The following is a 24,613-nucleotide window of genomic DNA, read 5'->3' as shown; positions in this document are numbered from 1 at the left end:
GTTAAATTTGCAACCTATCAAGGGTATTTAAAAATACCTTCGATTAACTATTTTTTTATGAAAGAAGAAATAAACGCTTATAATAATGTTTTAGAGTTAATAGGTAATACCCCACTTATTAAGCTAAATAAAATTACCGAAGAGTTAGAAGGTAATTTCTACGCAAAGGTAGAAGCTTTTAATCCAGGACATTCCTCAAAAGATAGAATAGCGTTATATATTATCGAAGAAGCTGAGAAAAAAGGAATCCTGACGCCAGGTGATACTATCATTGAAACGACATCAGGAAATACGGGTTTTAGCTTAGCAATGGTAAGCATTATAAAAGGGTATAATTGTATATTGGCAGTAAGCTCAAAATCATCGAAAGATAAAATTGACATGTTGAGAAGTTTAGGAGCAAAGGTTTATGTTTGTCCTGCACACGTTTCGGCAGATGATGAGAGATCTTACTATAACGTAGCCAAACGTTTGCACGAAGAAACAAAAGGCTCAGTTTACATTAATCAGTATTTTAATCAATTGAATATTGATGCCCATTATAATACTACAGGTCCTGAAATTTGGGAACAGACAAAAGGACAAATTACACATCTTGTAGCTTGTAGCGGAACGGGAGGAACAATTTCCGGAACTGCAAAATTCTTAAAAGAGCAAAATCCAAATATTAGAATTCTAGGTGTAGATGCTTTCGGGTCAGTTTTAAAGAAGTACCACGAAACAAGAGAATTCGATAACAAAGAAATTTATCCGTATCGTATAGAAGGTTTAGGTAAAAACCTGATCCCGTCTGCTACAGATTTTGATATCATCGACAAGTTCATTAAAGTAACTGATGAAGAAAGTGCTCACTCAGCCAGAGAAATCACCCGTAAGGAAGGATTATTTGTAGGGTATACTTCCGGAGCGGTAATGCAGGCAATTAAGCAATATGCAGAAGAAGGTGAGTTTACAAAAGACAGTAATATTATTGCTATTTTTCCTGATCATGGTTCTCGCTATATGAGTAAAGTATTTAGCGATGACTGGATGAATGAACAAGGGTTCTTTGACAGTGTCAATGAAGAAGAAGTTCAAAAAATTGAATTTGTAAAGTAGTTCAACTGCTTTTTTTTAATATAGAGCTCCATTCGTAAAATCGAATGGAGCTTTTTTTTGCATTTTTTTAAAGTGTTGATCATGAATGTGTAATACTTATAAAACAGACCTTGTTGACGTATGTTAATGTTTTGTGTTTATTTGCGAATACCGTATTTATACGTAAGAAATTATAATTTTATTTGAGTTTAATTTACTCTTTTGATAAATTAGGTATTAGTATAAATAAATACAATTAAACGTTTTAAATTATCGTTTTGGTTATTTAAACGATTATTTAGGTTCGTTGTCGAATAAATTTTAGGTCCCATACATAATAATATAGTTTAGCAGTGTTAAAAAGACACAATGTTTTTAATCCCTAAATCTACTATTATGAAAAAATTACTACTCACTTTATTGTTTGTAAGTTATTTGAATGTTAATGCTCAAAATCCAATTCAGGAGTTTAATTTCAATGGGACCTTAAATAATACAGCCAATACAACTTCTTTTATTGGTGCTAACAATTTTGTCACAGACAGAGCAGGATTGGTAAAAGGCGCACAGCGACTAACTAATAAAGCTATGGAAGCTGTTGTAGATGATCTTCCTCAGGGTAATAGCCCAAGATCAGTTAGTGTATGGGTAAAATTAAACGATATTGCTTCAGCAAATTATATTTGGGGTTACGGTACAGCTTATAATACGCAATACTGTGGCTTATTGCAGCAAGGAACGAATTCTTCTAACTCAGATTTAAGTTTAGCAGGTTGGGGAGCTTCTAATGATGTTATTGTTTCGACACCTCTTGCAAAAGATACTTGGTACAATTATACAATAACCTACGACGGAAAAGTGTCTAATATATACCGTAATGGAGAATTGTTAAAATCTGCAGAAGGAATTACGCGCTCTACTAAAGGTAATATTTTTAGGCTGGGTGAAATAAATACAACCGTGGGTATTAATGCAGATATAGACGATTTAAAAATTTATAATGTTGCCCTGGCCAGCGAGCAAGTGTTGGCATTGTACAATAGTTCTAAAGCTGTTATTAACTCTGTTGCAGTTATTGAGCAAGCTGCTACTGCAAAAACAGTAAAAAAAGCACCGGTAAAAACAAAAACCGCTGCCAAAGCTGCTTCGTCAAATATTATTGCGACAGCTGATGTTAATGATGTCCCGAAGAATGTTGAGGTGTTCTCGCAAGGTCAAAAGATTTACGGGAACAATAATAATACAATGAGTATAAATGATCTTCCTGAAGGAACGTATTTGCTAAAAATAACAAATGCACCATCAAAAAAGATAACTTCAAATTAAAAACAAGATTTGGTTTATAACCAATAGTTAGGTTTTTTTTTATTTTTTATATTGTTTTAGTCTCAGTTAATTTTTTTTTGGATAGTAAAAGGCCTTGTAAAGTTTTACTTTAGAAGGCTTTTTTGATTATTTCTTTGTTTGTAAATGATTTTTTGTAAAGATGTTTTTACAAATGAATCGGATAATGTCATTTAGTTTTGAATTTTATTAATTTAAATAAGAATATCGTACTTATACTCAGTAAGGGTTTGGTAGCTTTGAATAAAATTTATAGTTTTAACAAAATTTCTGAAACTATACCTGAATTCTAAATGTATTTGCATCATTAATTATAATGATTTGTGATACTGAGATTTGTTGAGTTTTTGCATGATAATATAGTTTGGTGTTTGTGAAAGAACACTTTTTTAAATCCCCTAAAATCTGTTACCTATGAAAAAATTATTACTGACATTACTGTTTGTAAGTTTTTTAAATACCAATGCCCAGAATCCGGTTCAGGAATTCAATTTTAACGGAAACCTGACTAGTGCCGATAATACCATCTCGTTTCTTGGTGTTGCCAATTTTGTAAATGACAGAATGGGCGTTGCAAAAGGAGCACAGCGTCTTACCAACAAAACGTTGCAAGGTATGATAGGTGATCTTCCGCAGGGAAATAAGCCCAGATCAATATCAATTTGGGTGAAGTTTAATGCTATTAATGCTGTAAACTATATTTTAGGCTACGGAACTGCCGTAAATACACAATACTTTGGTTTAGTACAACAAGCAACTGCTGGAGGTAATTCTGATGTAAGTTTGGTAGGTTGGGGAGATACTAATAATGTGATAGCTTCGGTTCCGCTTCTAAAAGACGTTTGGTATCAATATAGTATTACTTACGACGGAAATACTTCAAAAGTATACCGTAATGGTCAATTATTAAAATCGGTTAATGAAATCCCTCGTTTAACGAAAGGTTATATTTTAAGGCTGGGAATAATAAACACCACAACGGGAATCAATGCTGATATCGATGATCTTAAAATTTATAATGTTGCCATGACAGATGAGCAAGTGATGGAATCTTATAATAGCTCGAAACCAACTACCACTGGCGAAACTGAAAATGTTCAGTCTTCTAATACAGTAAAAAAGGTTAATCCTGCAATAACTGCAAAAGCTAAAGTTGCCGCAAAGTCTCCTGCTTCTGGTTCTGCAAATGCTACAGAAACAAATTCTGGTTCTAAAACGGTTGAGGTTTTTTCTCAGGGACGAAAAATAGCGGGAAGTAATGCCTCTAATATTGGAGATTTACCGGAAGGGACTTATTTGATAAAAGTAACAAATAATCCTGCGAAAAAGTAATTAAAAATATAATAAAATGTTCATTTCTAATTACATTTTTAGAATTACATTAAAATTTTGCAAATTAAAACGCCTTCTAATGTATAGAAGGCGTTTTTTATTATTTTTTTTTCTGTTGTCCGGGAGCATATGCTTTTGCACTTTTACTTCCTGACATTTTTTTTGCTTGTCCTGGTGGAATTTTTTGATTACCATTATTGCTATTGTGAACATGAGTACTACAACTAACGACGCTAATAACAACAAATAAAATAACCATAATGATTACGGCAACTTTAGTGTATTTAGATGTTTTCATAAATATCTTTGATTTTTGTTTTCGAACAAATATATGCCATAATATGAGTTTTAAACGATCCAGATGCTATTTAGAGTATATATAAACAATGAAACAAAGCAAAGAGCCTTTAAGAAATTCAATTTTTCCAATGCTGATTTTTAGCTTATTACGCTAAGAACTACAAATAGAATTACCAGAACAATTACGGCGTATCTTGTATATTTTGATGTTTGCATGATTTGTTATTTTAAGTTTATATAATTTAAATTTGAGATGCGTAAATATAATAGTTTATTTTAATTGACGTAAATCTCTCGCAAATTTTTTATTTCTTAGCAATAAATATGTTTGACTAAATACTATGAGAAAAACAATATAATTTACGTAAAAGCGAACAAGGACTAAAGGCCTGGGATGTTCATTGATTAATTGAATTATCTAAAAATCTACCGGTAAAAAGTATTTTATTGTCTGATATTAAAGAAGTAAATTAGCCTTATTGTTTTGAATATAATACGAATTTACCAACTTGTGCAGATGTTCTTAACCATATGAAACTTGTTCAGGAAGCAGATTTAAAGTATCCTATTATTTTATGTTCAGACCTATGTTTATGGACGGAATGCATCGGGTAATTAAGGCGTTGCTTGAAGGTCATCTTGAGATTCAGGCAATTCAGTTTGAGAGTACGCCAGAGCCTGATTTTATCAATATTCCCGTTGATGATTTGCCTTATTAAGCTATAAAAAAAGCCCTGAAAATTTCAGGGCTTTTGATATTTATAAAAAAGAGAAAATTATGCTTCCTGCATAGTATGATAAACGTTCATTACGTCATCATCTTCTTCAATTTTTTCGATTAGTTTTTCAACGTCAGCGATTTGAGCTTCTGTAAGTTCTTTGGTAATTTGCGGGATACGCTCAAAACCAGAAGATAAAATTTCAAGACCTCTGTTTTCTAGTTCTTTTTGCAAAGCACCAAAACTTCCAAAAGGAGCATAGATTAAGATTCCGTCTTCGTCCTCAAAAACTTCCTCAGCACCAAAATCAATTAGTTCCAATTCTAGTTCTTCCGGATCAAGATTTCCTTTTGCAATTCTAAAGTTGCAAGTATGGTCAAACATAAATTCAACAGAACCCTGAGTTCCCATTGTACCGTTGCATTTATTAAAATAGCTACGAATGTTTGCTACAGTTCTATTATTGTTGTCAGATGCAGTTTCAATCAAAATAGCAATTCCGTGAGGAGCATATCCTTCAAACAAAATCTCTTTATAGTTGGCAGTATCTTTATTACTTGCATTTTTTATTGCGCGCTCCACATTGTCCTTAGGCATGTTAGCGGCTTTTGCATTTTGTATTACAGCTCTTAATCTAGAATTGGCATCAGGGTTAGGACCGCCTTCTTTAACAGCCATAACGATGTCTTTACCAATTCGGGTAAATGTTTTAGCCATTGCTGACCAACGTTTCATTTTTCTTCCTTTTCTAAATTCGAACGCTCTTCCCATTTCTAATTTTTAGTTTTGAGATGCAAAAATACGGTTATTCCTTTTTTTAGCAAAATCAATTGTATTCTTTTTTGAATTATGTTTTGTGAATAATTTAACCGCTAAGATCGCTAAGATTTACGCAAATCTTGCAAAGCTGAAATGACTGAGCTTTGCGGTGAAATTTTACCACAAAGAACACAGAGGATTCACAAAGCGCACAAAGTTTGTAACTGATTAAAGAATGCCAAGTTTACAAAGCTGAATGATAAAGTTTTTACTGTGAAATTTTACCATAAAGAACACAAAGGATTCACAAAGTTCGCAAAGTTTGTAACTGATTAAATAATGCAAAGTTCACAAAGCTAAGAAATGACAAAGCTTTGCGAACTTTCCATTCTTTATAAAGCTAACAAAGGATATAAATCTTAGCGTTCTTTGCGGTTAATTTTTTATTCCCATTTCAAAACCTGAAACCTGAAACAAAAATCGCTATTTCATAGCATTAAACTCATTAATAACATTCACCGCTTCATTCAGGTACGGATTTGTTTTTAAGTTATTAATCTGGTATTGATTGATAGTTTTGTCATTAGGATAAACGCCTAACAAAAACTGATTTACGGTAGAGTTGTAAACGTCTAACGGATTATTTTCATCATTAAACGTATTGATTTCTTTCCAAAGAGAATTTACGGTTTTTTTCTGTTTAAAAACGGCATCCAAAGTCATCGGAATCTCTGCTTTTGGCGTATTAACAAGCTGATCAATTTTAAGATTTATCTTTTTTATATTATTAAAAAAGTAATTATCGGCCAATCTCATAGTACTATTTTTTGCCAGTTTATCAATCAGAGCTCTTTTTACGTAAGGTCTAAATTTTAAAGAGGTTTGAATACTATCGTTTTTAATAGCGGTTGGAAAATCACTTTCCTTTTGATAAACTCCTTCGTAAAATTCAGGTAAAACTACATCGGGTTTTACTCCAACATATTGGTGACTTTTTCCTGTAACCCTGTAGAATTTATTAATCGTTATTTTCAAAAAGTCAGTGTTTTTAGTTTCGTCAAGCGAAAGTATTGTCTGCATAGTAGCCTTTCCAAGTGTATTGCTTCCTAGTAATAAGGCACGATTATAATCTTGTAGAATTGAAGAGAAAAATTCACTTGCCGAAGCCGTATTACTATTTACCAGAATCACAATCGGACCTTTATAAATCAAACCTTTATAAGGGTCATTAATAACCGATGTTCCTTCTTTATTGTCTAGCACAATAGAAAGCGGGCCATAATCGATAAACATTCCGGCTAGTTTTATGGCTTCTTCCATAGATCCGCCGCCGTTATCAATTAAATCAATTACAAGACCTTTTATATTATCTCTTTCCAGTTTTATCACTTCTCGCGCCACATCATCAGCACAACCTTTTCGGCTATTGCCATCTAAGTCAGCATAAAAACTTGGTATTTTGATGTATCCAATTTTACTGTCTTTACCAATAATAAAACTAAAAACCGAATTATCTTCATCCTTCATCACTTGCTTTTCAATATACACATCAAAGCTTTTGCCCGAATTTCGCTTTAGCGTAAGCGTAATACTTTTATTCGATTCAGACAAAATCATGGTCGAAATAGATTCTATCGAAGCACAGGAAACCTGAAGGGATTCCTTTTGATTGGATATCGAAACAATCTGATCCCCTTTTTTTATTTGTCCCGTTTGATAAGCCGGGCCATTGGGGTCAAGTTCAGCTATAATAATTTCATTTTTTTCGTTTAGACTCACCGTCATCCCCAGAGACAAATGTTCTTTGGATAACGAAGCAACAAAACTCGTTTTAGAATCATCACTAAAGTAAGCAGTATGTGGATCAAAATAAGTACAAAAAAAATTATAGAGTTTTTCCTCCTGTTTTGTATTGGTTTCTAAAAGCGTATTGATTCTACAGATTTCGTTAGCAACAATCAAGTTTTTAGACTTTAACTCAATCGACTTAAAATTAGTTTTAAGAGAATCTAAATTATCACTGGATTCAGCAATTTCATCCAGAATCTGATAACGGATTTTTTTAGACCATACTTTTTCCAGATCTTCTTTTTTAAGGTAAAAAGCAAAGGATTTTTTGTAAAACCTGATGGTGTCTTTTTTAGTATAATCCATCGGTTCTTTTTGAATTTTTTCAAGAACAGTTTTAGTTCTCAAAAGTCCCTTTTTATAAACATATGTAATATCGGCTAAAAAATCACAATGATTGCTCAGAATAAGGTCGTCCAGATTGGTACGATATTTATCGGCTAATTCGTCATATTCAGATTTATAAAATATGTTTCTCGAAGGATCTAATTCGTTGATCAGATTGTCGAAAACAAAAACCGACAAACTATCATCTACTAGTTTAGGTCTAATATGTTCTTCCTGAATAAGCGCATTTATTTTGTTTAGTATTTCACATGTATTGTCACTATTTTGGCTAAATAGAACATTGGTAACCAGCATCAATACTAATAATATTTTTTTCATAAATCGAAAATCTTCGTTTAGACTAAAATTACACTTTATTTTTTGATAAAAAGTTACAATTTTTCTAAAATTTCTTACATCACAACAATTTGTTTTTAGTAGTCAATTCTCAAATTACTAAAAAAATTAGCTCCGAATTCACGAATTATTAGATAGCGCTTCAATAAAAAAAAATCCTGATTTGCTTCGCCTGTTCGCTGTCGCTCGGGTCGAGGCAAAAAAAAATGCACTACAATCAATGTAGTGCATTTTTAATTTATTTTAATAAAAAACTATTTCTTATAAAAAGGTAATTTTACCACTTTTGCAGGAACATCATTTTTTCTAATTCTAATAAAAATATCGCTATCAACAGCGCTATTGTTTACCGTAACATATCCTAAACCAATACCTTTATTCATAGAAGGCGACATTGTTCCAGATGTTACAATACCAATAACTTCGCCCGCTGCATCAACAATTTCGTAATCATGTCTTGGCACTGCACGTTCCTGCATTTCAAAAGCCACTAATTTTTTAGTAACACCAGCCTCTTTTTGTTTTTTCAAACCTTCAGAATTGGTAAAATCTTTTGTGAACTTAGTAATCCAACCCAATCCAGCTTCAAGCGGAGAAGACGAGTCATTAATATCATTTCCGTACAAACAGAAACCCATTTCAAGACGCAAAGTATCACGGGCAGCAAGACCAATTGGTTTAATCCCAAAAGCTGCACCAGCTTCAAAAACCTTATTCCAGATCGCTTCCGCATCAGCGTTTTTGCAGTAAATTTCAAATCCGCCAGAACCAGTATAACCAGTTGCAGAGATAATTACATCACTAAAACCAGCAAAATCACCTACTTCAAAATGGTAATAAGGAATCGCAGCCAAATCTAAAGACGATAAAGACTGCATTGCCTCAACAGCTTTTGGCCCTTGAATAGCCAATAAAGAGTAATCATCCGATAGGTTTTTCATTTCAACACCCAAATCATTGTGCGAAGAAATCCAGTTCCAGTCCTTATCAATATTCGAAGCATTTACAACCAATAAGTACTCTTCCTCTTTCATTTTATACACAATCAAATCATCTACGATTCCGCCTTCATTGTTAGGCAAGCAAGAATATTGCGCTCTTCCAATTGTCAAAGTCGAAGCATCATTCGAAGTCACTTTCTGAATCAAAGCCAAAGCATTTGGACCCGTCAACAAAAATTCACCCATATGCGAAACGTCAAAAACGCCCACACCAGTACGAACTGTTTCATGTTCAGCGTTAATTCCCTCATAAGTAATAGGCATATTATAACCCGCAAAAGGCAGCATTTTCGCTCCCAAACTCTCATGTATGTGCGTAAGCGCAGTATTTTTCATTGTGTTGTTTTATAAAATTGTGTCGCAAATTTATTCAAAAAATATCTAAAAATGATAGTCTAAATTATAAATTTCGCAATGATTAGGAGCAATTCAAGCTTTTCGTTACATGTCCTCATAAAAAAAGCAAAGTTTCTAATGTTCTAAAAAGAGCTTCCGTTGGTCGCTTTTTTTGAACAAGAAACTTTTGCTTTTTTTACTCCGGGCTTTCCAGTGCAATCCGGGCTAGGGCATTCAGTAAACAAGAAACACTTTCCTTTTCAATTTTTTGTGTAACTTTAATTAACTAATTTTTTATAGTTAATAAATTAAGGTACATATGCAACAGCCAATTAAAAAATCTGTTTTTATCCGCGTTTTTACGAAGTAAATCCGTTTCATCAGCGTCATAATTAAGCATTAACCTAAATCCAAAAGCGATTAAAAAATTAAAATAATTTAGACAAATAACCCAAATGAAAGATCCGCTTTTAATCACCAAAAAAGAAATTCTAAAATTCTACAAACCCGTAAATCCGCATACACATAAAGGACTTCAGGGACATGCCGTGATTATTGCCGGAAGTTACGGCAAAATAGGAGCAGCCGTTTTAGCCTCAAAATCCTGCTTAAAATCAGGTTGCGGACTCGTAACGACTTTTACACCAAAATGCGGGTATCAAATTCTCCAAATCTCCATCCCCGAAGTGATGGTCGTAAACGATGAAAATGCCAATTTTATCACCAATATTCATTTTCCCATTCCGCCACAAGCCATCGCAATTGGCCCGGGAATAGGGAAGGAGCTGGGAACACAAAAGGCCTTATTCGAATTTTTACGAATCAACAAAGCACCTTTGGTACTCGATGCAGATGCCTTAAACATTCTCGCCGAAAATCAATCATGGTTAGCATTAGTTCCCGAAAACACAATTCTGACACCTCATCCAAAAGAACTCGAACGCTTAATAGGCAAATGGAATTCAGAATCGGAAAAATTTCAAAAAACAATCGCTTTTTCCGAAAAACACAAGCTAATCATCGTCATGAAAGGCGCACCAACCTACATTATCAACAAAACCGAAATTTACGAAAACACCACCGGAAACGCAGCACTTGCCACAGCCGGAAGCGGCGACACTCTAACCGGAATCATCACAAGTTTTATAGCACAGGGTTACGAACCCAGATATGCGGTAAAACTAGGCGTCTTCATCCACGGATTAACTGCTGATATTGCCTTACCACAAACCGGTTATCAATCGTTTATTGCTTCTGATATTATTGAGAATCTTGGGAAAGCTTTTTTAGAATTAGAAAATGAGATAATTTGACAATTTGAAAATTTGACAATGACAAACTAGATGAAAATATTGTTATGAAAATGATTCCCATAGCCCCGATAGCAGTGGAAATCCTTTTGTGTCCGCCGCGGCGGACACAAAAGATTGGAACGGATTGCTTGGCCAGTTCGCACTTTCAGGCTCGGGTGCGGGATTAGCTCCTGAAAAAAAACGCAAGCAAAAAATTAAAAATCCGTATTACATCTGCGTCTTCGCTTTAGCGAATCCGTTTCATCCGCGTACTTTTTTACAATCCCTTCAAAGTCTCAAGCTTTGCGCCCTTTCAAATAATCAAAAAACTTTGCGAACTTTGCGTAAAATCTTAGCGCTCTTTGCGGTAAAATAACGAATCTAAAATCAAAATCCGTAAGTTTGTATTCCAGTAAATACTGCTTATGAAAAACAATTTCGATCTCAGAACGGTAAACGTTACCCGTTATATAACACCTTTACGCGAAGGCGGTTCTTTACCCGCTTTGGCAGAAGCCGACGACGATTTTAAATACGTCTTAAAATTCAGAGGAGCCGGTCACGGCGTAAAAGCCCTTATAGCCGAATTAGTAGGCGGACAAATAGCAAAAGCCTTAAAACTACAATTACCAGAATTGGTTTTCGCTAATCTCGACGAAGCTTTTGGCAGAAACGAAGGCGACGAAGAAATTCAGGATTTACTGCAAGGAAGCCAGGGATTAAATCTGGCACTGCATTTTTTATCAGGAGCCATAACGTTTGATCCTGTTGTAACGACTGTAGACCCAAAATTAGCTTCGCAAATAGTTTGGTTAGATGCTTACATTACCAATGTCGATCGTACATTTAGAAATACCAATATGTTGATCTGGCATAAAGAATTATGGCTTATCGATCACGGTGCATGTTTGTATTTTCATCATTCCTGGAACAATTGGGAACAACACGCCAAAAGTCCGTTTGCATTGATAAAAGACCACGTTTTATTACCACAAGCCTCGCTTTTAAAAGAAGTCGATGCCGAATATAAAGCACTTTTGACACCAGAAATTCTCGAAGAAATTGTAAACACAATTCCGTTAGAATGGCTGGAATGGGAAGACAGCGATGAAACGCCGGAAGCCTTGCGAAACGTATACTTACAGTTTTTGCAAACTAGATTAAACAATTCAGAAATCTTTGTAAATCAAGCCCAAAATGCAAGATAGTCACTTATATGAGTATGCCGTAATTCGTGTGGTACCCAGAGTGGAGCGCGAAGAATTCCTGAATATCGGAATCATTTTGTTTTGTAAAAGAGCCAAATTTATAAAAGTATTACACCACATAAACGATGCGAAAGTCGAAGCTTTATCAAACGATTTTGATATCGAACAGCTGCATTGTAACGTAGTCGCATTAGAAAAAATAGTAAACGGAACCAAAGACAGCGGCCCAATTGGAGCAATGGATATTCCGGAACGTTTTCGCTGGCTAACCGCTATTAGAAGTTCGGCCATTCAAACTTCCAGACCACATTCAGGATTATCTCAGGATTTAGAAAAAACGATTCAGCGATTGTTTGAAGAACAGGTGTTATAATCGTTTTAAACCATATAAGTTATATAAGAAAATTTAAGCTTTTACTTAAAATAATCTCGCAAAGACTCGAAATCGCAAAGAAATATAAGAAAAAAACTTTGCGACCCTGCGTCTTTGCGAGATTATAAAAATAGGCTAAAACAAAAACTTAGCGGCTTAGTGCGTTTGTGGCAAAAAGCAGTAAAAAAATAACCATATAAATAATATTAAGAAATCATAAGCCTGGTGACTTAAATTTCCTCATATAACTTATATGGTTTAAAATAAAAAAAACTAAAAAACTAACTCATATTATTAAAACGATCCGCAGATGTTGCCGCCTAAAGTAGCCCCTGCATTAGCCGAAACATCAGCTTTCACAGCCGTTTTATCCAGTTTTACAATTGAATAAGGAGGAGTGAAAGCAGTTTTGCTTCCTGCCTGATTTCCTGTAGTATTAGTAAAAACATTATCAACTGCTGTAACAGCTGTATAACCAGTCATTAAATCGATTGGAGTTTTTACACCTTCAAAAACGTTTGCTTCAACACGAATATCAGCTTCAAAACCTGCAGCAATACATTTGTTGCTTACTGTACTGTTGAAGAAGTTGTTTACTAAATGCACTTTTCCAAAACGTACTCTTGGCATTCTTTCTTTACATCCCGGAGCCCACCAGCAACGAGCGAAAGTAATTCTTAATTTTCCACGATCTCCTGTAGCACCATCACTTGAGCCAATTAGGTTTGAATACCTGTGATCATCAGAACCTCCTGATCCACCTGGTTTTGGTGCTTTTAGGTAGCCAAATTTAGTGTAAGAAACCGTGATATAATCAGACTTGTTTTTAATGTCGAAGTTCCCGTCGACACCATCTCTGAATTCGCAGTGATCTACCCATACGTTTGTACATTCGTCAAGAATGGCATTATCCCATCCATCAGTATCATAAGCTCCGGGTCCTTCAAAAATAAGGTTTCTGATAATTAAGTTTTTGCATCTTTTGATGTTGATAATCCCAGAAGCCTCTTTAGTTTGGTTGGTCGAAACTAATTTCGCACCATTTGCACCGTAAATAGTTTTACCGGTTTGATCCTGTAATGATAATCTTGTTGTAACAGTAATGGTACCCGTAACTTTGATGACCTTTACAGAACTGTTTTCAATTGCAGATTTCAATTGGGCATAAGTAGTAACATTTGTTTCAGCAGCAGATCCTCCACCGGTTACACTTCCGTTTTGTGAAGCCCATCCCGGAACCTGAGCACAGTTACCAATTTTTGCAGTTACATTACCAGATACAGGTGTAGTTTCAATACTAGTACTCTCATCATTTGCAGAAGAAGCAATTTCTTCGTTGTTACACGATGCAAAACCTAAAATCAGAGTTAACAGGAACACTGAGAATGTTGATTTAATTTTCATAATAATAAATTTGGGGGTTTATATAATTTAACAGTGCAAAACTGACTATAATTATTTGCTAAAAAGTTGAACAAGTTCAATATTTTGAAAATAAATTGATTAAAAGTGTTTTTTTAACAGTTGTTAATTTACAAAAATGCATAAAAAGAATACTTTTACGTAATCGATTACATTATTTTTCATTCATTCACCTACTTACGCCCCTGAGTAAGAATAAAAGTAAAAAACCACATGTATAAAAACCTACGATTAAGTATTGAGCGCAAAATTCCGTTAACAGATCAAGAATGGAATTTTATTGTTGAAAAAGCCGAGTTCATCAAACTCAAGAAGAATGAATTTTTACAGATCCAGAACTCAAACAGTTCCTATGAAGGCTTTATTTTAAAAGGTGCTTTCAAAACCTACATTTTGAATGATAACGGCACCGAAAGTGTAATTTTCTTTTCGTTCGAAAACGAATGGATGTGTGACCTTGAAAGTTTCTACCATCAAAAGCCTACAACCTACAACATCAAGGCAATTGAAGATAGCGAAATCCTGGTCATTAATAAAACCAACAAAACCATCTTATTTGAGCAAGTACCCAAGCTAATCCAGTTTCACATCATTATGGTCGAAAAAGCCAACATTGCCATACAGCAACGACTTATAGATGTCTTAAACAAAACCTCGAAACAGCGATATCTGGAGTTTATCGAAAAGTATGCTCACAAAGTAGATAAAATCAACAACAGAAATTTGTCGTCTTATCTTGGTGTCTCGCACGAATTTTTATCAAAGATTAAAAGAAAATGCGTGTAACATATTAAAAGAATCTCGCAAAGTCGCAGAGCCGCAAAGAAAAATAAAACTTTGCGTCTTCGCGTCTTTGCGAGATTAAAAAAAACTTAGCGACCCTTTTGTAAATCCTAGTGCACTTTGCGGTTAAACCTGAAACCTGAAAAATTTCAAATTAAAAATCCAATATCCCAAAGAGGCATTCATTAGAAAAATGAAGCATGATATTTTTCTTTTCTGGATTTTCAACGACTAATAAATCATAAGGATTTAAATCGTACGGCTTCTCATTAATTTTAATGACTGCTTTATCTAAAGAATATAAAACTACTATTGCAGCATTACAATTCTGATTACTATTGGTTATTATCAATTTATGATGGCTTATTTTTTCAGAAACCATCCAATTGAAATCAGTACCTTTTGTATAAGAAGTCACTTCATCATCGGATTTAAATTTCATGATTTCATACTTCTCATATTTTTTTTTCTCTGTGTTTACCTCAATGTCTAAGCAGTTATCAAGCATCACCAAATAGCGATGATAACCCTTAAATTGGGTAAATTCTGAAGGGACTTGCTCTATTGTAGCACTGCTTATTCTGAAGATAAAATCCCGATTAATATAGTGTGCTGTTTTCGGATAGATCATATATTCATAGGTCAATCCGCCGCTCCAAATAGAGGCCGTACTATCTTTTTTAGGCAAAAGGCGTATGTTCATTTATTGAATATTTTAATAAGATTTCAAGTTTCTTGATACATCCTTAGCCCCGCTTTTAAATGAGCTGTATCACTTATAGGATAAAGCCTTTGTGTCTTTGTGCCTTCGTGGCAAAAAAAACTTAGATTTTCTTTTCTAAATGAATAAATTCCAAAGGTTTATCAGAAATATTAATATGAATATCACTTGAAGGAAAAGCTTCTCTCTCGCCTGTATCAACATAACCATGACGTTTGTACCATGCAATAAGTTCTGAACGAACTGAAACAACCGTCATACTAAGCGTAGATAATCCTAAAGTTTTAGCATGAATTTCCGCCTCTGCCAACATCTTTTTTCCAATACCGCTATTTTGTAATTCAGGAGAAACAGTAAGCATTCCCACATACAACTGATGCTCTTTCTCGACCAATAAAACCGATCCGATAATTTTGTCGTTCTCTGTAAATTTCAGGAATGTATTTTTAGGATCTAAAATCATTTCTGTTAGTTCTTCTTCGGTGGTTCTTTTTCCTTCTAATAAATGAGCTTCTGTAGTCCAGCCTTTTTTAGAAGTTTCGCCTCTGTAGGCTGAGTTTATTAATATGTTTAATGATGGAATGTCTTGTAATGTTGCTTTTGTAATCATGAATTATAGTACTTGTAATTTAGCTTCTTTAAATTAGAAATTAGATTTAATATTTTGCAGGTTCACCAGCTTTAGGCAATGATTGCTTTATGAATGTTCTGATGTCTTCATTTGCAGCTTCTAAGTCAGCTTTTCTCAAATACATCATATGACCGCTTCTGTAGCCTTTCCATGACATTCGATCGGTTAGTTTTCCGCTTGTATCCATTTGCCATAAATTGTATTTAGAATTAAAATAGTCGCAGGCACCATCATAATATCCTGATTGCACCATTACATGTAAATATGGATTTTGAGCCATGGCTTGTCTCAGGTTTTCCCCTGTTTTATCATTAGATCTGTCCCAGGGATGTACAGCACCAAACATATTGTATTTAAAGTCCGTTTTGTAATTAAGATTATTACGAACATACATATTGATGGCAGGTGTAAAGGAATGTAGCCAAGACGTAAGTTCGGCATTAAAATCCGGACTTTCACCAGAATCCTTACGGTCAATTCCTTTGTATCTTGAATCAAGTCTTCCTATTGTATAACCTTGATCTCTTAATAGTTCTTTCCAAAAATAATCATACGGAACGTCTAAATTATTTTGCAGGATTACTTTCTCAGAAATACCAGAATAATGTGCCATTTTAGTGGCAATTTCTTTTCTTTTTTGTTCTTCCAATGATCCCCCTTTACTTAATGCAGGAAGAAGTTCGTTGATGGTAAAATCTTCAACCTCGGGTAACATAGCGGTTAAATCTTTGTTTTGAAGATCAGGACTAAGCATTTTGTGATACCAGGCAGTAGCTGCAAAATAGGGTAGTTTAAGGGCAGCATCAGAAACAACGCCACGGGTTATCCCTAAATCAGTAGGAGATACCAAAATCACTCCGTTGAGATACATCCATTGATTGTTTTGTAATTGAAGCGCTAATCCAGAAACACGGGTTGTGCCATAACTTTCTCCTATCAGGTATTTAGGTGAAGCCCAACGATTAGAGCGGGTTACAAAACCATTGATCCAATCGGCTAAGTATTTAATGTCTGCATTTACGCCGAAGAACTTTGTAGTAGGGATTTCTTTGCTTGTAGGTCTTGAATAAGCTGTGTTGACAGGATTTACAAAAACGATATCAGCAACATCTAAAATAGAATAAGGATTTTCCTTTATTCCGTAAGGCTGCACAGGATATCCTTCATCATCAATATTTAACAAACTTGGTCCTGTGTAAGCAATCTCCATCCAAACCGAAGCAGAACCCGGACCACCATTAAATGAAATAACTAAAGGACGTGAATCCCGATCTTTTACATCAGAGCGCTCATAATAGGTATAGAATAATCCGGCAATTGCTTTTCCGTCTTCGTCCCAGACTGGCATCGTCCCGGTTGTTGCTTTATAAGGAACTTTTTGTCCTTTTATTGTGGTGGTATGATTTGTGATAACCTGAGAATCCGGATTGAAAGTAAGGTTAGCAGGTGAATTTTCTTCTTTTGCAACCGGCGGTTTATCGGCTGCTTTTGGTTTTGACTCCTGAGCGTATGAGATAAAAAATCCAACTAAAAGGAATGAAATTAAAGTTTTTTTCATAGAAGTATTGGTATGTTATTATTTGGGATTTTGATGTTCTAAACAGTTGACTAGAATTTGAGTTTTTAAAGATATAAAAAAATAGTAAGTGATGATTTTAGTCTTTAAGAAGACTAGGGCTTTTTATGAAATTGTTTAGTAAGGAAGTTTCTGGTTTTTTATTGAATAACCTTCCGTTTTAGCTAGAGAAAAAAAAATATTAAAGAATGGCTTTAATCAAAACTTTACAGTTTATTTTTTTTTTTGATTAAGCAAATAGCAGTACGTAAGATGAGTTAATAAAACAATAGAGATTCCAATACTCCAATAAATTTCAAAATAAGCAAATGCATTATAAAAGCAGAAAAGGGAATTTATATTTTCATCAACTCCAAAATAAAGAGGAAAGACAATTAAAGGAAGCGATAAAAATATTGACAAAATTATGAAACGACCGTATTTAATTTTAAAGTGATCCGCAATTCCATAACATAGCATTTGAATAATTAATATTATAAGGAAAAGTTTCTCCATGATTTAAATTTTATTGGCAAAGCAAGTGCATTCTCTATTAAATAAAGCAATTAAAAAGAAGGTTTAATTAATGTAGAAATACTCTGTATTCTCTAAAATTTTATTTTCTTTAGTTTGAAAAAGCACATTTTCGCTTATTTTTTCTTTATCAATGTAAATTTTCCCTTTTTTAAATTGACCAGATATGTTTATTTTTCCAAACTTCTTATGATCAAGAAATATGATACTGTCATTTATTTTGTAATTTCCGTAATGATGAGTTCGTCCTCCCCAGCTTCCACTTTTAATGATATATTTTCCATCTTCTTTTAAGTCGATAATTAATCCATTTCCTCTGGCGTGAATGTATGTTTTAGAATTTTCTAAATTTTCATAATAAAGATAAAGCCCTAAAGTAAAAAGGATAATGAAAGGAGCTAATAAAATTGGAAGTAAATTATAAATATTTTTATGCTTTTTGAAAATTTTAAAATTTTCAGGAATTATATTTGATAACAAGATAATTTCTAAAACGCCTAAAATGATGTAGAAAAAAGGAGCAAAAACATTATCTGCCTGATATGATCTGTAAAGGATAAAAATAAATAATCCTCCCACAATAGTAAGTTGAATTATTCTTTTAATTTGGTTTTTCTCTGTCATTAGATTATTTGCTTCTTTGAGATTCAAACCAATTTAATTGATTTTTAATTCTTTCAATAATATCTAAATCATGGTCACTGTGGATATCTCTTAAATTATAATTAGGATTTCTTGGATCAGTAGTTTCCTGAAATTGATTAACACCTAAATTAAAAAGAGCTTGCCCAAATCTTTGACTTGGATTTTTTTCTAAATACTCTTCTAATAAATCAAGTATGATCCTATGTTCTTTTTTCATTTGAAATTAATTTTCTTTATTTTCTAAATTCTCAAAAAATAATATTGGGTTAGCAATAAATTTCATTGCATTTGAACTTTTCAAACTCTCAATAATATATTTTATTTCTGGTTTAAAGATTTGCCCTTTTAAATCAATCAAAACAAATTGATTTTTTTTACAGAGATTTAAAATCGCTTGAAGAACATTTATAATATTGGACGCTTTTCTTAAATCAATACGAAAATGAAATTCCTCAATTTGACTTTTATTGTCATTTAAACAAAGACAGGCATCATTATCTTCTTCATTACTTCCATTGCCTTTCCAATTTATAAAAGTATCATTACCCCAATCAGCTCTTTTTATTATTTGATCCATTTCGGAAATAATAGAAGAAATATTTCCATCAAAATTTTCCCAGAAAGAATCAGTATCTGGTAAAAATTCAGTTTCATTATTTTCAAAGATATTGTAATTTTTATCAATAGAATTTTCAGGAATAACGATTAAAAGATATTGCCAGATTGCCATTTTACGATAAGATTAATAATTGGTAATTACTCTCGAGCTAGCTAATATAGAAATTATGAAAATAGTATCTTAGAAAAACTGCTTTGTTTTTTACCGAAATTTATTTTCGTTTAAGAATTTTAAATATCTTTGAATTATCAGTACAGCAATAAAACCAAAATATATCGGCAGAAATATAAGCTGTATCAGAGAGCTTAAAGATATGAAACAGGAAGCACTGGTATATGCTTTAGGAATAAGTCAGCAGACCATTTCGACTATTGAAAACAGCGAAAATGTAGACGAACAAAGACTAATTGAGATAGCAAAAGTTCTGGAGGTTTCTGTTGAAACAATTAAAAATTTTTCGGAAGAAGTGGTTTTTAATATTATTGGAAATACTTTTCAAGACCATAGTTCAATTACTTCGGGTGATTACAATTGCAATTGTACTTTTAATCCTTTAGATAAAGTTGTTGAACTCTACGAACGTTTGGTACAAGCTGAAAAAGATAAAGTTGAGTATTTAGAGAAATTATTCAACGGGAAATAAACGTTTTTAAAGCTATATTAATTATAAAAAAGAGATCTTAAATAAGATCTCTTTTTTTATGTTCAATTGCTATCGCGAGCGTCACGCTCGTGAACTTTTCAATTGGTTTTTGAATTTCTTTGTGTTCACGAGCGGGACGCTCGCTAGCTGGGAAATGTTAAATTTTATTTCCATTTTCATCGTATCCAGAAGGATAAACACCATAGCGGCTTTTGAATTCTTCTACCGTGGCAGGTTCTCCCATGTTGCCATGAAAATCATGAGGACTTAAATTTTTGTACCAGATTCTCCATTTTTCGTCCTCTTGTTCCCTTTCCTCTTTTGTCATAGCGTTTAATCGTTCCTGTTCTTTTCGATCGATTAATTCACCTAGCTTTTGATGAACTTGAAATAATTGTGAATCGGTCAATTTCTTGTAGCACTCACGCCATTCTGTGGATGTTGGTGTTTTACCCAGCATTTCGGCTAAAACTTCTAATTGTTTATCACTTAAACTCTCTGTTAATTCTTCTGGTTTAATTTTTTTCATAGAATTTTAATTTTATTTACATATTAACGCAAGCCTCTTGCCTGTATCTACTTTGTGTTCACGAGCGAGATGCTCGCCCTAGCAAGAGGAATTAATTTTAATTCGTTATCTGTATAAATTATTAAATTTTCTTTACTCTCATCAACGTATAAATTTCTTATTTCACTTAATAAGTCTAATTGAATTTCTTGAAGTATTTTCTTTTCTTGTTTATCAATGAATAATATAGTCTTTCCTTTTCCGATAAGGATAACCTTTTCATCTTTAAAAGCCAAATAGCTCAAAGCATGTCTTGAATGGTATTTCGAAATATCCATTTCCCAAATTTTAGTAATAGTATCATCTTTAAATATGTAGTATTCTAGTTCATTTGGAAATGATACAGCAAATTCATTATCATTGAATTCAAATCCGCTAGATGTATTATTCCATTCCTTAAAGAAGCGATGAATAAATTTAACGCTTAAATCTTTTTTGAGATGATATAAATTAAAATAAGTTTCTTGGTCATAACTATGAAAAGAAAGCAAGTTATTATGATTTATTTTTGGACTAAGAGTACCATCTTCAGCTTTAGTTTTACTAATTATTTCAAAATTCTCAGAGAGTAAGATTATTTCCCAATTTTGAGAACTTCCAATATATAAATTTCTTGATGGAAGATAAGTGATTTGATCTAAAACCAAATCTTTGGGTAATTTTATCGTTTTTGTGTGGTTAAAAGATTCTTCCTCAATAATTAATAATTTATTATCTCCTGTAGGAACTATAATATTTCCTTTATAATCAAAAGTAAAATTTCTAATTGTAGGCACATCAATATTTATAATTTGGTTGACCATAATTTCATTCCCATATTTTGAATACTTTACTAAGTTAGAACTTTTAGTTAGAGCGATATATATTGATAACTTAAGAGGGTTTTCTTTTAAGAAAAATATTCTGTTATAATTATAATTTTCAGTTGATAGATGTGTTGTTTTATTTGAAATTATTTCGGAATAATATTTTTCAAAATGGTTTATAATACTCTCACGTCTTCCTTGTTTTGCTAAATAATATGGTGTTCTATTGCTACTATCTTTTTTCCAGTCACATCCATTATTGTAAGCAAAATCAAATACTTGAGGTAAATCAAGCCAGGCTAGCTTGTGAAGTAAATTGCTTTTGTTTTCATCAGAGCCATTTAAATCAATTTTATGTTTTATATAAACTTTAGCGCATTCAATTGATTTACATTCTAAATATTGAGGTTCTTTCTTGTTTATTTTTGCACCGTTCGTAAGTAATAAATCAACAACATCAACTTTATCTTTACTTGTTGCCAGAAAAAGTTCCTTGTCATTCATGGTGGCTCCATTGTTAAGAAGATATTTAGCAATATCATAATTATCTGCCCAGCATAGTGGAGTGGTATAATTACCACTTCTTTCTGCATTTATTTCGGCGCCCTTTTTAAGTAGGTATTTAACCATTTCAATATTTCCACTAGATGAAGCAATATGTAAAGGAGTATCGTCCATCCATCCTTTTAGAAATATTTCAGATGGATTATGCTTTAAATGTTTTTTAGCCTCTTCATTTTTATATTCTTTTATAAGAATGAATATCTCTGGTGTTTGTGTATGATCAGTTTGATACACATTTGGTTCGATTGTTTTCCTAAAGTTGTTAACTAAAATGTTTAAAAGCCTCATTTCAAATTCTATTTTTATTCAATATAACTTGGTAAATATAAGATTTGTACTCTTAAAAAAAGCTTATCAAAATAAAAACCATAGATTATATTTTAATCTATGGTTCTAAATTTTTTTATTGTAAAGATGATTATTACCCTAAGAAATCCTTCAACTCCTCATAAGTCTTAATCTTAAGACTTACTTTTTCCTCATTAATAACACTCTCAATTTGTTCCGGAATAGGAAGTGTAATACCCAAAGTAGGTTCAACAACATCCAAAAATTTAATAGGATGTGCGGTTTCTAAGAAAACACCAATTGTATTATCGTGCTTTTGTAATTCTTTTTTCAATCCTAAATAGCCAATAGCGCCGTGAGGTTCTGCAATATAACCATCAGCTTTGTAGATGTTTTTTAAAGCTTCCAACGTTTCTTCATCGGTATAACTATAAGAAGAGAAATCTTTTTCGAAAGCTTTTAGATCGTTGTTGTATAATTCCTGAATCCTAATAAAGTTACTTGGATTTCCAACGTCCATGGCGTTAGAGATTGTGGCTTTAGAAGGTTTTGGATCGTATTTTCCGCTTTCTAAGAATCTTGGTACGGTATCGTTAACGTTTGTAGACGCAACAAAATGTTCGATTGGTAAACCTAATTTCTTAGCCATAATTCCGGCACAGATATTTCCGAAATTTCCACTTGGGCAAGAGAAGACTAAAGGTTTGTTTTGGCTTTTCAACGCCTTATAAGCAAAGAAGAAATAGAACATTTGCGGCAGCCAACGCGCAATATTGATAGAATTCGCCGATGTCAGGTTTTTGTGCGCTAAAGTCTCGTCTAAAAACGCTTTCTTTACCATATCCTGGCAATCATCAAAAACGCCGTCAACTTCAAGTGCTTTAATGTTTTTTCCTAAAGTCGTCAATTGTTTTTCCTGAACTTCGCTCACTTTTCCTGAAGGATATAAAATAACGACATCAACGCCATCAACGCCAAGAAATCCGCTGGCAACGGCTCCGCCTGTATCTCCCGAAGTCGCTACTAAAACGGTATTTTTACTGTCTTTTTTGTCTTTATTAAAATACGCCAGACAACGTGACATAAATCGCGCTCCAACATCCTTAAAAGCCATAGTGGGCCCGTGGAATAATTCTAACGAATAAATATCTTTTTCGACTTCAACAACCGGAAAGTCGAAAGATAAAGTTTCGGCAATAATGGCTCTTAAATGATCTTCCGGAATTTCATCGCCCACAAATTGCTGAATCACATCAAAAGCAATATCGTTATGGCTTAGATTTTCGATTACATTAAAAAATGCAGGATTTAAGGGTGTAATAGTTTGAGGAAAATATAATCCTTTATCACTCGCCAATCCTTGTATCACAGCTTCTTTGAAAGAAACTTCCGGGGCATTATGGTTTAAACTATAGTATTTCATTGGTTGTTTTGCTTTAGGCTTTAAGCTTTAGGCTTTAGGCTTTTTTCCTAATGCGTATAAGCTTATTGCTTTTTTATTTTTTATTGATTTTATATTTTCATAAAGGTTTTAAGCCTATTGCCTACAGCGTTCAAAGAACACGTACGCCGTCTGGATTAATTTTCGAAACGTGAATTTCATACGGCAAATTCATATTTTCGTAAACATCGCTCATGGCTTTTGCGATTTGGTCTGCAGTGTTTTTTCCTCTGCTTAAAGCAAAAATCGACGGACCAGAACCTGAAATTCCAGAACCTAAAGCGCCGTTTTCTAATGCCGTTTGTTTGATCAAATCAAACCCTGGGATTAAAACGCTTCTTAAAGGTTCTACGATTTCGTCATGAAGCGATCTTCCAATCAAGTCGTAATCTTTGGTGTATAAACCTGCAATTAATCCGCCCACATTTCCCCATTGCATGATGGCGCTTTTTAGGGAAACGGTTTGTTTTAATACCGAACGCGCATCAGATGTTTTCAACTCAATTTGAGGGTGAACCACCGTTGCAAATAATTCCTCCGGACTATCAATTCTGATAATATCCAGCGGCGCATAACTTCTTACCAAAGTAAAACCACCCAAAAGGGCAGGAGCAACATTGTCAGCATGAGCGTTTCCGCTAGCTAATTTCTCGCCCTGCATCGCAAATTGCACCAAATCTTTGCGGGAATACGGTTGTCCTAATAATTCATTAATCCCAAAAACTGCTCCGGCAGAACTTGCAGCGCTGCTTCCGATTCCGCTTCCGGCTTTGATATTTTTATAGATTTCGATTTCAAACCCAAAATTTATCGATTCAAAATCTCTTTCATAAGCTTCTAACATCGCTAAAGCCGCAACACCTGAAACGTTTTTCTCAGTTTCTAAAGGTAAATCGGCACCCACAATTTTAGTAATACGAACTCCTTTTTGTTCTGTTTTTCGAACAATCATTTCATCACCCGCATTGTCTAAGCAAAGTCCAAGTACGTCAAATCCGCAGGAGAGATTCGCTATGGTAGCCGGGCAAAATAGTTTTATTTCCATTTTCTTAAAGGTTCAGAGCGGCAAAGGTTCAAAGGAACAAAGGTTTTGCTGCTCGTAATTTTTATATTTAGGTTT

General features: G+C 33.5%; 24 protein-coding genes. 9 read left to right on the top strand and 15 right to left on the bottom strand.

Annotation, left to right across the window (positions count from 1 at the left end; all coding sequences use genetic code 11):
* Positions 1-57: 57 nt before the first annotated feature.
* From GIY83_RS12130 to GIY83_RS12120, 3 genes are all read left to right on the top strand, one after another.
* The gene (locus GIY83_RS12130; protein WP_065447924.1) at positions 58-1,098 is read left to right on the top strand and encodes a PLP-dependent cysteine synthase family protein; all 1,041 of its coding nucleotides are present in this window, start codon (positions 58-60) and stop codon (positions 1,096-1,098) included.
* 375 nt (positions 1,099-1,473) lie between these two features.
* Positions 1,474-2,403: a LamG domain-containing protein gene (locus tag GIY83_RS12125; protein WP_208681541.1), complete on the top strand. Its 930-nt coding sequence runs from the start codon at positions 1,474-1,476 to the stop codon at positions 2,401-2,403.
* A gap of 432 nt (positions 2,404-2,835) precedes the next feature.
* A complete protein-coding gene (locus GIY83_RS12120; protein ID WP_194615532.1) occupies positions 2,836-3,753 on the top strand; it encodes a LamG-like jellyroll fold domain-containing protein in 918 nt (305 codons plus the stop codon).
* A gap of 100 nt (positions 3,754-3,853) precedes the next feature.
* Here the strand turns inward: GIY83_RS12120 and GIY83_RS12115 are convergent, their stop codons facing one another.
* Complete coding sequence (locus GIY83_RS12115) at positions 3,854-4,051, bottom strand: hypothetical protein (RefSeq protein WP_194615600.1); 198 nt, start codon at positions 4,049-4,051, stop codon at positions 3,854-3,856.
* A gap of 577 nt (positions 4,052-4,628) precedes the next feature.
* Here GIY83_RS12115 and GIY83_RS24920 point away from each other — a divergent pair.
* Complete coding sequence (locus GIY83_RS24920; RefSeq protein WP_229029091.1) at positions 4,629-4,772, top strand: hypothetical protein; 144 nt, start codon at positions 4,629-4,631, stop codon at positions 4,770-4,772.
* A gap of 57 nt (positions 4,773-4,829) precedes the next feature.
* On the opposite strand, the gene GIY83_RS12105 is transcribed toward GIY83_RS24920, so the two are convergent.
* From GIY83_RS12105 to gcvT, 3 genes are all read right to left on the bottom strand, one after another.
* Complete coding sequence (locus GIY83_RS12105) at positions 4,830-5,543, bottom strand: YebC/PmpR family DNA-binding transcriptional regulator (RefSeq protein ID WP_059118580.1); 714 nt, start codon at positions 5,541-5,543, stop codon at positions 4,830-4,832.
* A 471-nt stretch (positions 5,544-6,014) separates the two neighbouring features.
* On the bottom strand, positions 6,015-8,045 hold the full coding sequence (locus GIY83_RS12100; protein WP_194615533.1) for a S41 family peptidase: 2,031 nt from the start codon (positions 8,043-8,045) through the stop codon (positions 6,015-6,017).
* A gap of 272 nt (positions 8,046-8,317) precedes the next feature.
* Complete coding sequence (gcvT, locus tag GIY83_RS12095) at positions 8,318-9,400, bottom strand: glycine cleavage system aminomethyltransferase GcvT (protein WP_208681539.1); 1,083 nt, start codon at positions 9,398-9,400, stop codon at positions 8,318-8,320.
* A 455-nt stretch (positions 9,401-9,855) separates the two neighbouring features.
* On the opposite strand from gcvT, the gene GIY83_RS12090 reads away from it, so the two are divergent.
* The 3 genes from GIY83_RS12090 (at position 9,856) to GIY83_RS12080 (ending at position 12,273) form a co-directional block, all read left to right on the top strand.
* The gene (locus tag GIY83_RS12090) at positions 9,856-10,713 is read left to right on the top strand and encodes an NAD(P)H-hydrate dehydratase (protein ID WP_208681536.1); all 858 of its coding nucleotides are present in this window, start codon (positions 9,856-9,858) and stop codon (positions 10,711-10,713) included.
* 404 nt (positions 10,714-11,117) lie between these two features.
* Positions 11,118-11,900, top strand: coding sequence for a HipA family kinase (locus GIY83_RS12085; RefSeq protein WP_194615536.1), 783 nt, complete (start codon positions 11,118-11,120; stop codon positions 11,898-11,900).
* Entirely contained in the window at positions 11,890-12,273 is a 384-nt protein-coding gene (locus GIY83_RS12080; RefSeq protein WP_194615537.1) for a DUF3037 domain-containing protein, read from the top strand. The genes GIY83_RS12085 and GIY83_RS12080 overlap by 11 nt, the downstream gene beginning before the upstream one ends.
* A gap of 294 nt (positions 12,274-12,567) precedes the next feature.
* Here the strand turns inward: GIY83_RS12080 and GIY83_RS12075 are convergent, their stop codons facing one another.
* Complete coding sequence (locus tag GIY83_RS12075; RefSeq protein WP_194615538.1) at positions 12,568-13,677, bottom strand: polysaccharide lyase family 1 protein; 1,110 nt, start codon at positions 13,675-13,677, stop codon at positions 12,568-12,570.
* A gap of 231 nt (positions 13,678-13,908) precedes the next feature.
* On the opposite strand from GIY83_RS12075, the gene GIY83_RS12070 reads away from it, so the two are divergent.
* Positions 13,909-14,481, top strand: a complete 573-nt coding sequence (locus tag GIY83_RS12070; protein WP_194615539.1) for a Crp/Fnr family transcriptional regulator — start codon at positions 13,909-13,911, stop codon at positions 14,479-14,481.
* 151 nt (positions 14,482-14,632) lie between these two features.
* On the opposite strand, the gene GIY83_RS12065 is transcribed toward GIY83_RS12070, so the two are convergent.
* From GIY83_RS12065 to GIY83_RS12040, 6 genes are all read right to left on the bottom strand, one after another.
* A complete protein-coding gene (locus GIY83_RS12065) occupies positions 14,633-15,181 on the bottom strand; it encodes a HutD family protein (protein WP_208681534.1) in 549 nt (182 codons plus the stop codon).
* 121 nt (positions 15,182-15,302) lie between these two features.
* Positions 15,303-15,809 (bottom strand): GNAT family N-acetyltransferase, encoded by a 507-nt coding sequence (locus GIY83_RS12060; protein ID WP_194615541.1) that lies wholly within the window; start codon positions 15,807-15,809, stop codon positions 15,303-15,305.
* 46 nt (positions 15,810-15,855) lie between these two features.
* Positions 15,856-17,388, bottom strand: a complete 1,533-nt coding sequence (locus GIY83_RS12055) for a S10 family peptidase (protein ID WP_194615542.1) — start codon at positions 17,386-17,388, stop codon at positions 15,856-15,858.
* Between the two features lie 576 nt (positions 17,389-17,964).
* The gene (locus tag GIY83_RS12050) at positions 17,965-18,543 is read right to left on the bottom strand and encodes a hypothetical protein (RefSeq protein WP_194615543.1); all 579 of its coding nucleotides are present in this window, start codon (positions 18,541-18,543) and stop codon (positions 17,965-17,967) included.
* Between the two features lie 4 nt (positions 18,544-18,547).
* Positions 18,548-18,781, bottom strand: coding sequence for a hypothetical protein (locus GIY83_RS12045; RefSeq protein WP_194615544.1), 234 nt, complete (start codon positions 18,779-18,781; stop codon positions 18,548-18,550).
* A 6-nt stretch (positions 18,782-18,787) separates the two neighbouring features.
* Complete coding sequence (locus tag GIY83_RS12040; protein WP_208681532.1) at positions 18,788-19,294, bottom strand: hypothetical protein; 507 nt, start codon at positions 19,292-19,294, stop codon at positions 18,788-18,790.
* Positions 19,295-19,430: 136 nt separating this feature from the next.
* Here GIY83_RS12040 and GIY83_RS12035 point away from each other — a divergent pair, with 136 nt between their 5' ends.
* The gene (locus GIY83_RS12035) at positions 19,431-19,826 is read left to right on the top strand and encodes a helix-turn-helix transcriptional regulator (RefSeq protein WP_194615598.1); all 396 of its coding nucleotides are present in this window, start codon (positions 19,431-19,433) and stop codon (positions 19,824-19,826) included.
* 157 nt (positions 19,827-19,983) lie between these two features.
* On the opposite strand, the gene GIY83_RS12030 is transcribed toward GIY83_RS12035, so the two are convergent.
* The 4 genes from GIY83_RS12030 to GIY83_RS12015 form a co-directional block, all read right to left on the bottom strand.
* On the bottom strand, positions 19,984-20,355 hold the full coding sequence (locus GIY83_RS12030; protein WP_208681530.1) for a hypothetical protein: 372 nt from the start codon (positions 20,353-20,355) through the stop codon (positions 19,984-19,986).
* A 47-nt stretch (positions 20,356-20,402) separates the two neighbouring features.
* On the bottom strand, positions 20,403-22,052 hold the full coding sequence (locus tag GIY83_RS12025; RefSeq protein ID WP_208681528.1) for an ankyrin repeat domain-containing protein: 1,650 nt from the start codon (positions 22,050-22,052) through the stop codon (positions 20,403-20,405).
* Positions 22,053-22,185: 133 nt separating this feature from the next.
* Entirely contained in the window at positions 22,186-23,475 is a 1,290-nt protein-coding gene (thrC, locus tag GIY83_RS12020) for a threonine synthase (protein ID WP_194615548.1), read from the bottom strand.
* 130 nt (positions 23,476-23,605) lie between these two features.
* Complete coding sequence (locus tag GIY83_RS12015) at positions 23,606-24,538, bottom strand: homoserine kinase (protein ID WP_208681526.1); 933 nt, start codon at positions 24,536-24,538, stop codon at positions 23,606-23,608.
* Positions 24,539-24,613 lie beyond the last annotated feature (75 nt).

Origin of the sequence: Flavobacterium sp. SLB02 (genome assembly GCF_009664855.1) — a bacterium.
Taxonomy (GTDB): domain Bacteria; phylum Bacteroidota; class Bacteroidia; order Flavobacteriales; family Flavobacteriaceae; genus Flavobacterium.
Note: the sequence above shows the minus strand (reverse complement) of the source record. Positions and strands in the feature narration are given on the sequence as shown.

Excerpts from the sequence above, each read along its gene's own strand:
- GIY83_RS12130 (WP_065447924.1), top strand. The coding sequence starts at position 58 with ATGAAAGAAGAAATAAACGCTTATAATAATGTTTTAGAGTTAATAGGT.
- GIY83_RS12125 (WP_208681541.1), top strand. The coding sequence starts at position 1,474 with ATGAAAAAATTACTACTCACTTTATTGTTTGTAAGTTATTTGAATGTT.
- GIY83_RS12120 (WP_194615532.1), top strand. The coding sequence starts at position 2,836 with ATGAAAAAATTATTACTGACATTACTGTTTGTAAGTTTTTTAAATACC.
- GIY83_RS12115 (WP_194615600.1), bottom strand. The coding sequence starts at position 4,051 with ATGAAAACATCTAAATACACTAAAGTTGCCGTAATCATTATGGTTATT.
- GIY83_RS24920 (WP_229029091.1), top strand. The coding sequence starts at position 4,629 with ATGTTCAGACCTATGTTTATGGACGGAATGCATCGGGTAATTAAGGCG.
- GIY83_RS12105 (WP_059118580.1), bottom strand. The coding sequence starts at position 5,543 with ATGGGAAGAGCGTTCGAATTTAGAAAAGGAAGAAAAATGAAACGTTGG.
- GIY83_RS12100 (WP_194615533.1), bottom strand. The coding sequence starts at position 8,045 with ATGAAAAAAATATTATTAGTATTGATGCTGGTTACCAATGTTCTATTT.
- gcvT (WP_208681539.1), bottom strand. The coding sequence starts at position 9,400 with ATGAAAAATACTGCGCTTACGCACATACATGAGAGTTTGGGAGCGAAA.
- GIY83_RS12090 (WP_208681536.1), top strand. The coding sequence starts at position 9,856 with ATGAAAGATCCGCTTTTAATCACCAAAAAAGAAATTCTAAAATTCTAC.
- GIY83_RS12085 (WP_194615536.1), top strand. The coding sequence starts at position 11,118 with ATGAAAAACAATTTCGATCTCAGAACGGTAAACGTTACCCGTTATATA.
- GIY83_RS12080 (WP_194615537.1), top strand. The coding sequence starts at position 11,890 with ATGCAAGATAGTCACTTATATGAGTATGCCGTAATTCGTGTGGTACCC.
- GIY83_RS12075 (WP_194615538.1), bottom strand. The coding sequence starts at position 13,677 with ATGAAAATTAAATCAACATTCTCAGTGTTCCTGTTAACTCTGATTTTA.
- GIY83_RS12070 (WP_194615539.1), top strand. The coding sequence starts at position 13,909 with ATGTATAAAAACCTACGATTAAGTATTGAGCGCAAAATTCCGTTAACA.
- GIY83_RS12065 (WP_208681534.1), bottom strand. The coding sequence starts at position 15,181 with ATGAACATACGCCTTTTGCCTAAAAAAGATAGTACGGCCTCTATTTGG.
- GIY83_RS12060 (WP_194615541.1), bottom strand. The coding sequence starts at position 15,809 with ATGATTACAAAAGCAACATTACAAGACATTCCATCATTAAACATATTA.
- GIY83_RS12055 (WP_194615542.1), bottom strand. The coding sequence starts at position 17,388 with ATGAAAAAAACTTTAATTTCATTCCTTTTAGTTGGATTTTTTATCTCA.
- GIY83_RS12050 (WP_194615543.1), bottom strand. The coding sequence starts at position 18,543 with ATGACAGAGAAAAACCAAATTAAAAGAATAATTCAACTTACTATTGTG.
- GIY83_RS12045 (WP_194615544.1), bottom strand. The coding sequence starts at position 18,781 with ATGAAAAAAGAACATAGGATCATACTTGATTTATTAGAAGAGTATTTA.
- GIY83_RS12040 (WP_208681532.1), bottom strand. The coding sequence starts at position 19,294 with ATGGCAATCTGGCAATATCTTTTAATCGTTATTCCTGAAAATTCTATT.
- GIY83_RS12030 (WP_208681530.1), bottom strand. The coding sequence starts at position 20,355 with ATGAAAAAAATTAAACCAGAAGAATTAACAGAGAGTTTAAGTGATAAA.
- GIY83_RS12025 (WP_208681528.1), bottom strand. The coding sequence starts at position 22,052 with ATGAGGCTTTTAAACATTTTAGTTAACAACTTTAGGAAAACAATCGAA.
- thrC (WP_194615548.1), bottom strand. The coding sequence starts at position 23,475 with ATGAAATACTATAGTTTAAACCATAATGCCCCGGAAGTTTCTTTCAAA.
- GIY83_RS12015 (WP_208681526.1), bottom strand. The coding sequence starts at position 24,538 with ATGGAAATAAAACTATTTTGCCCGGCTACCATAGCGAATCTCTCCTGC.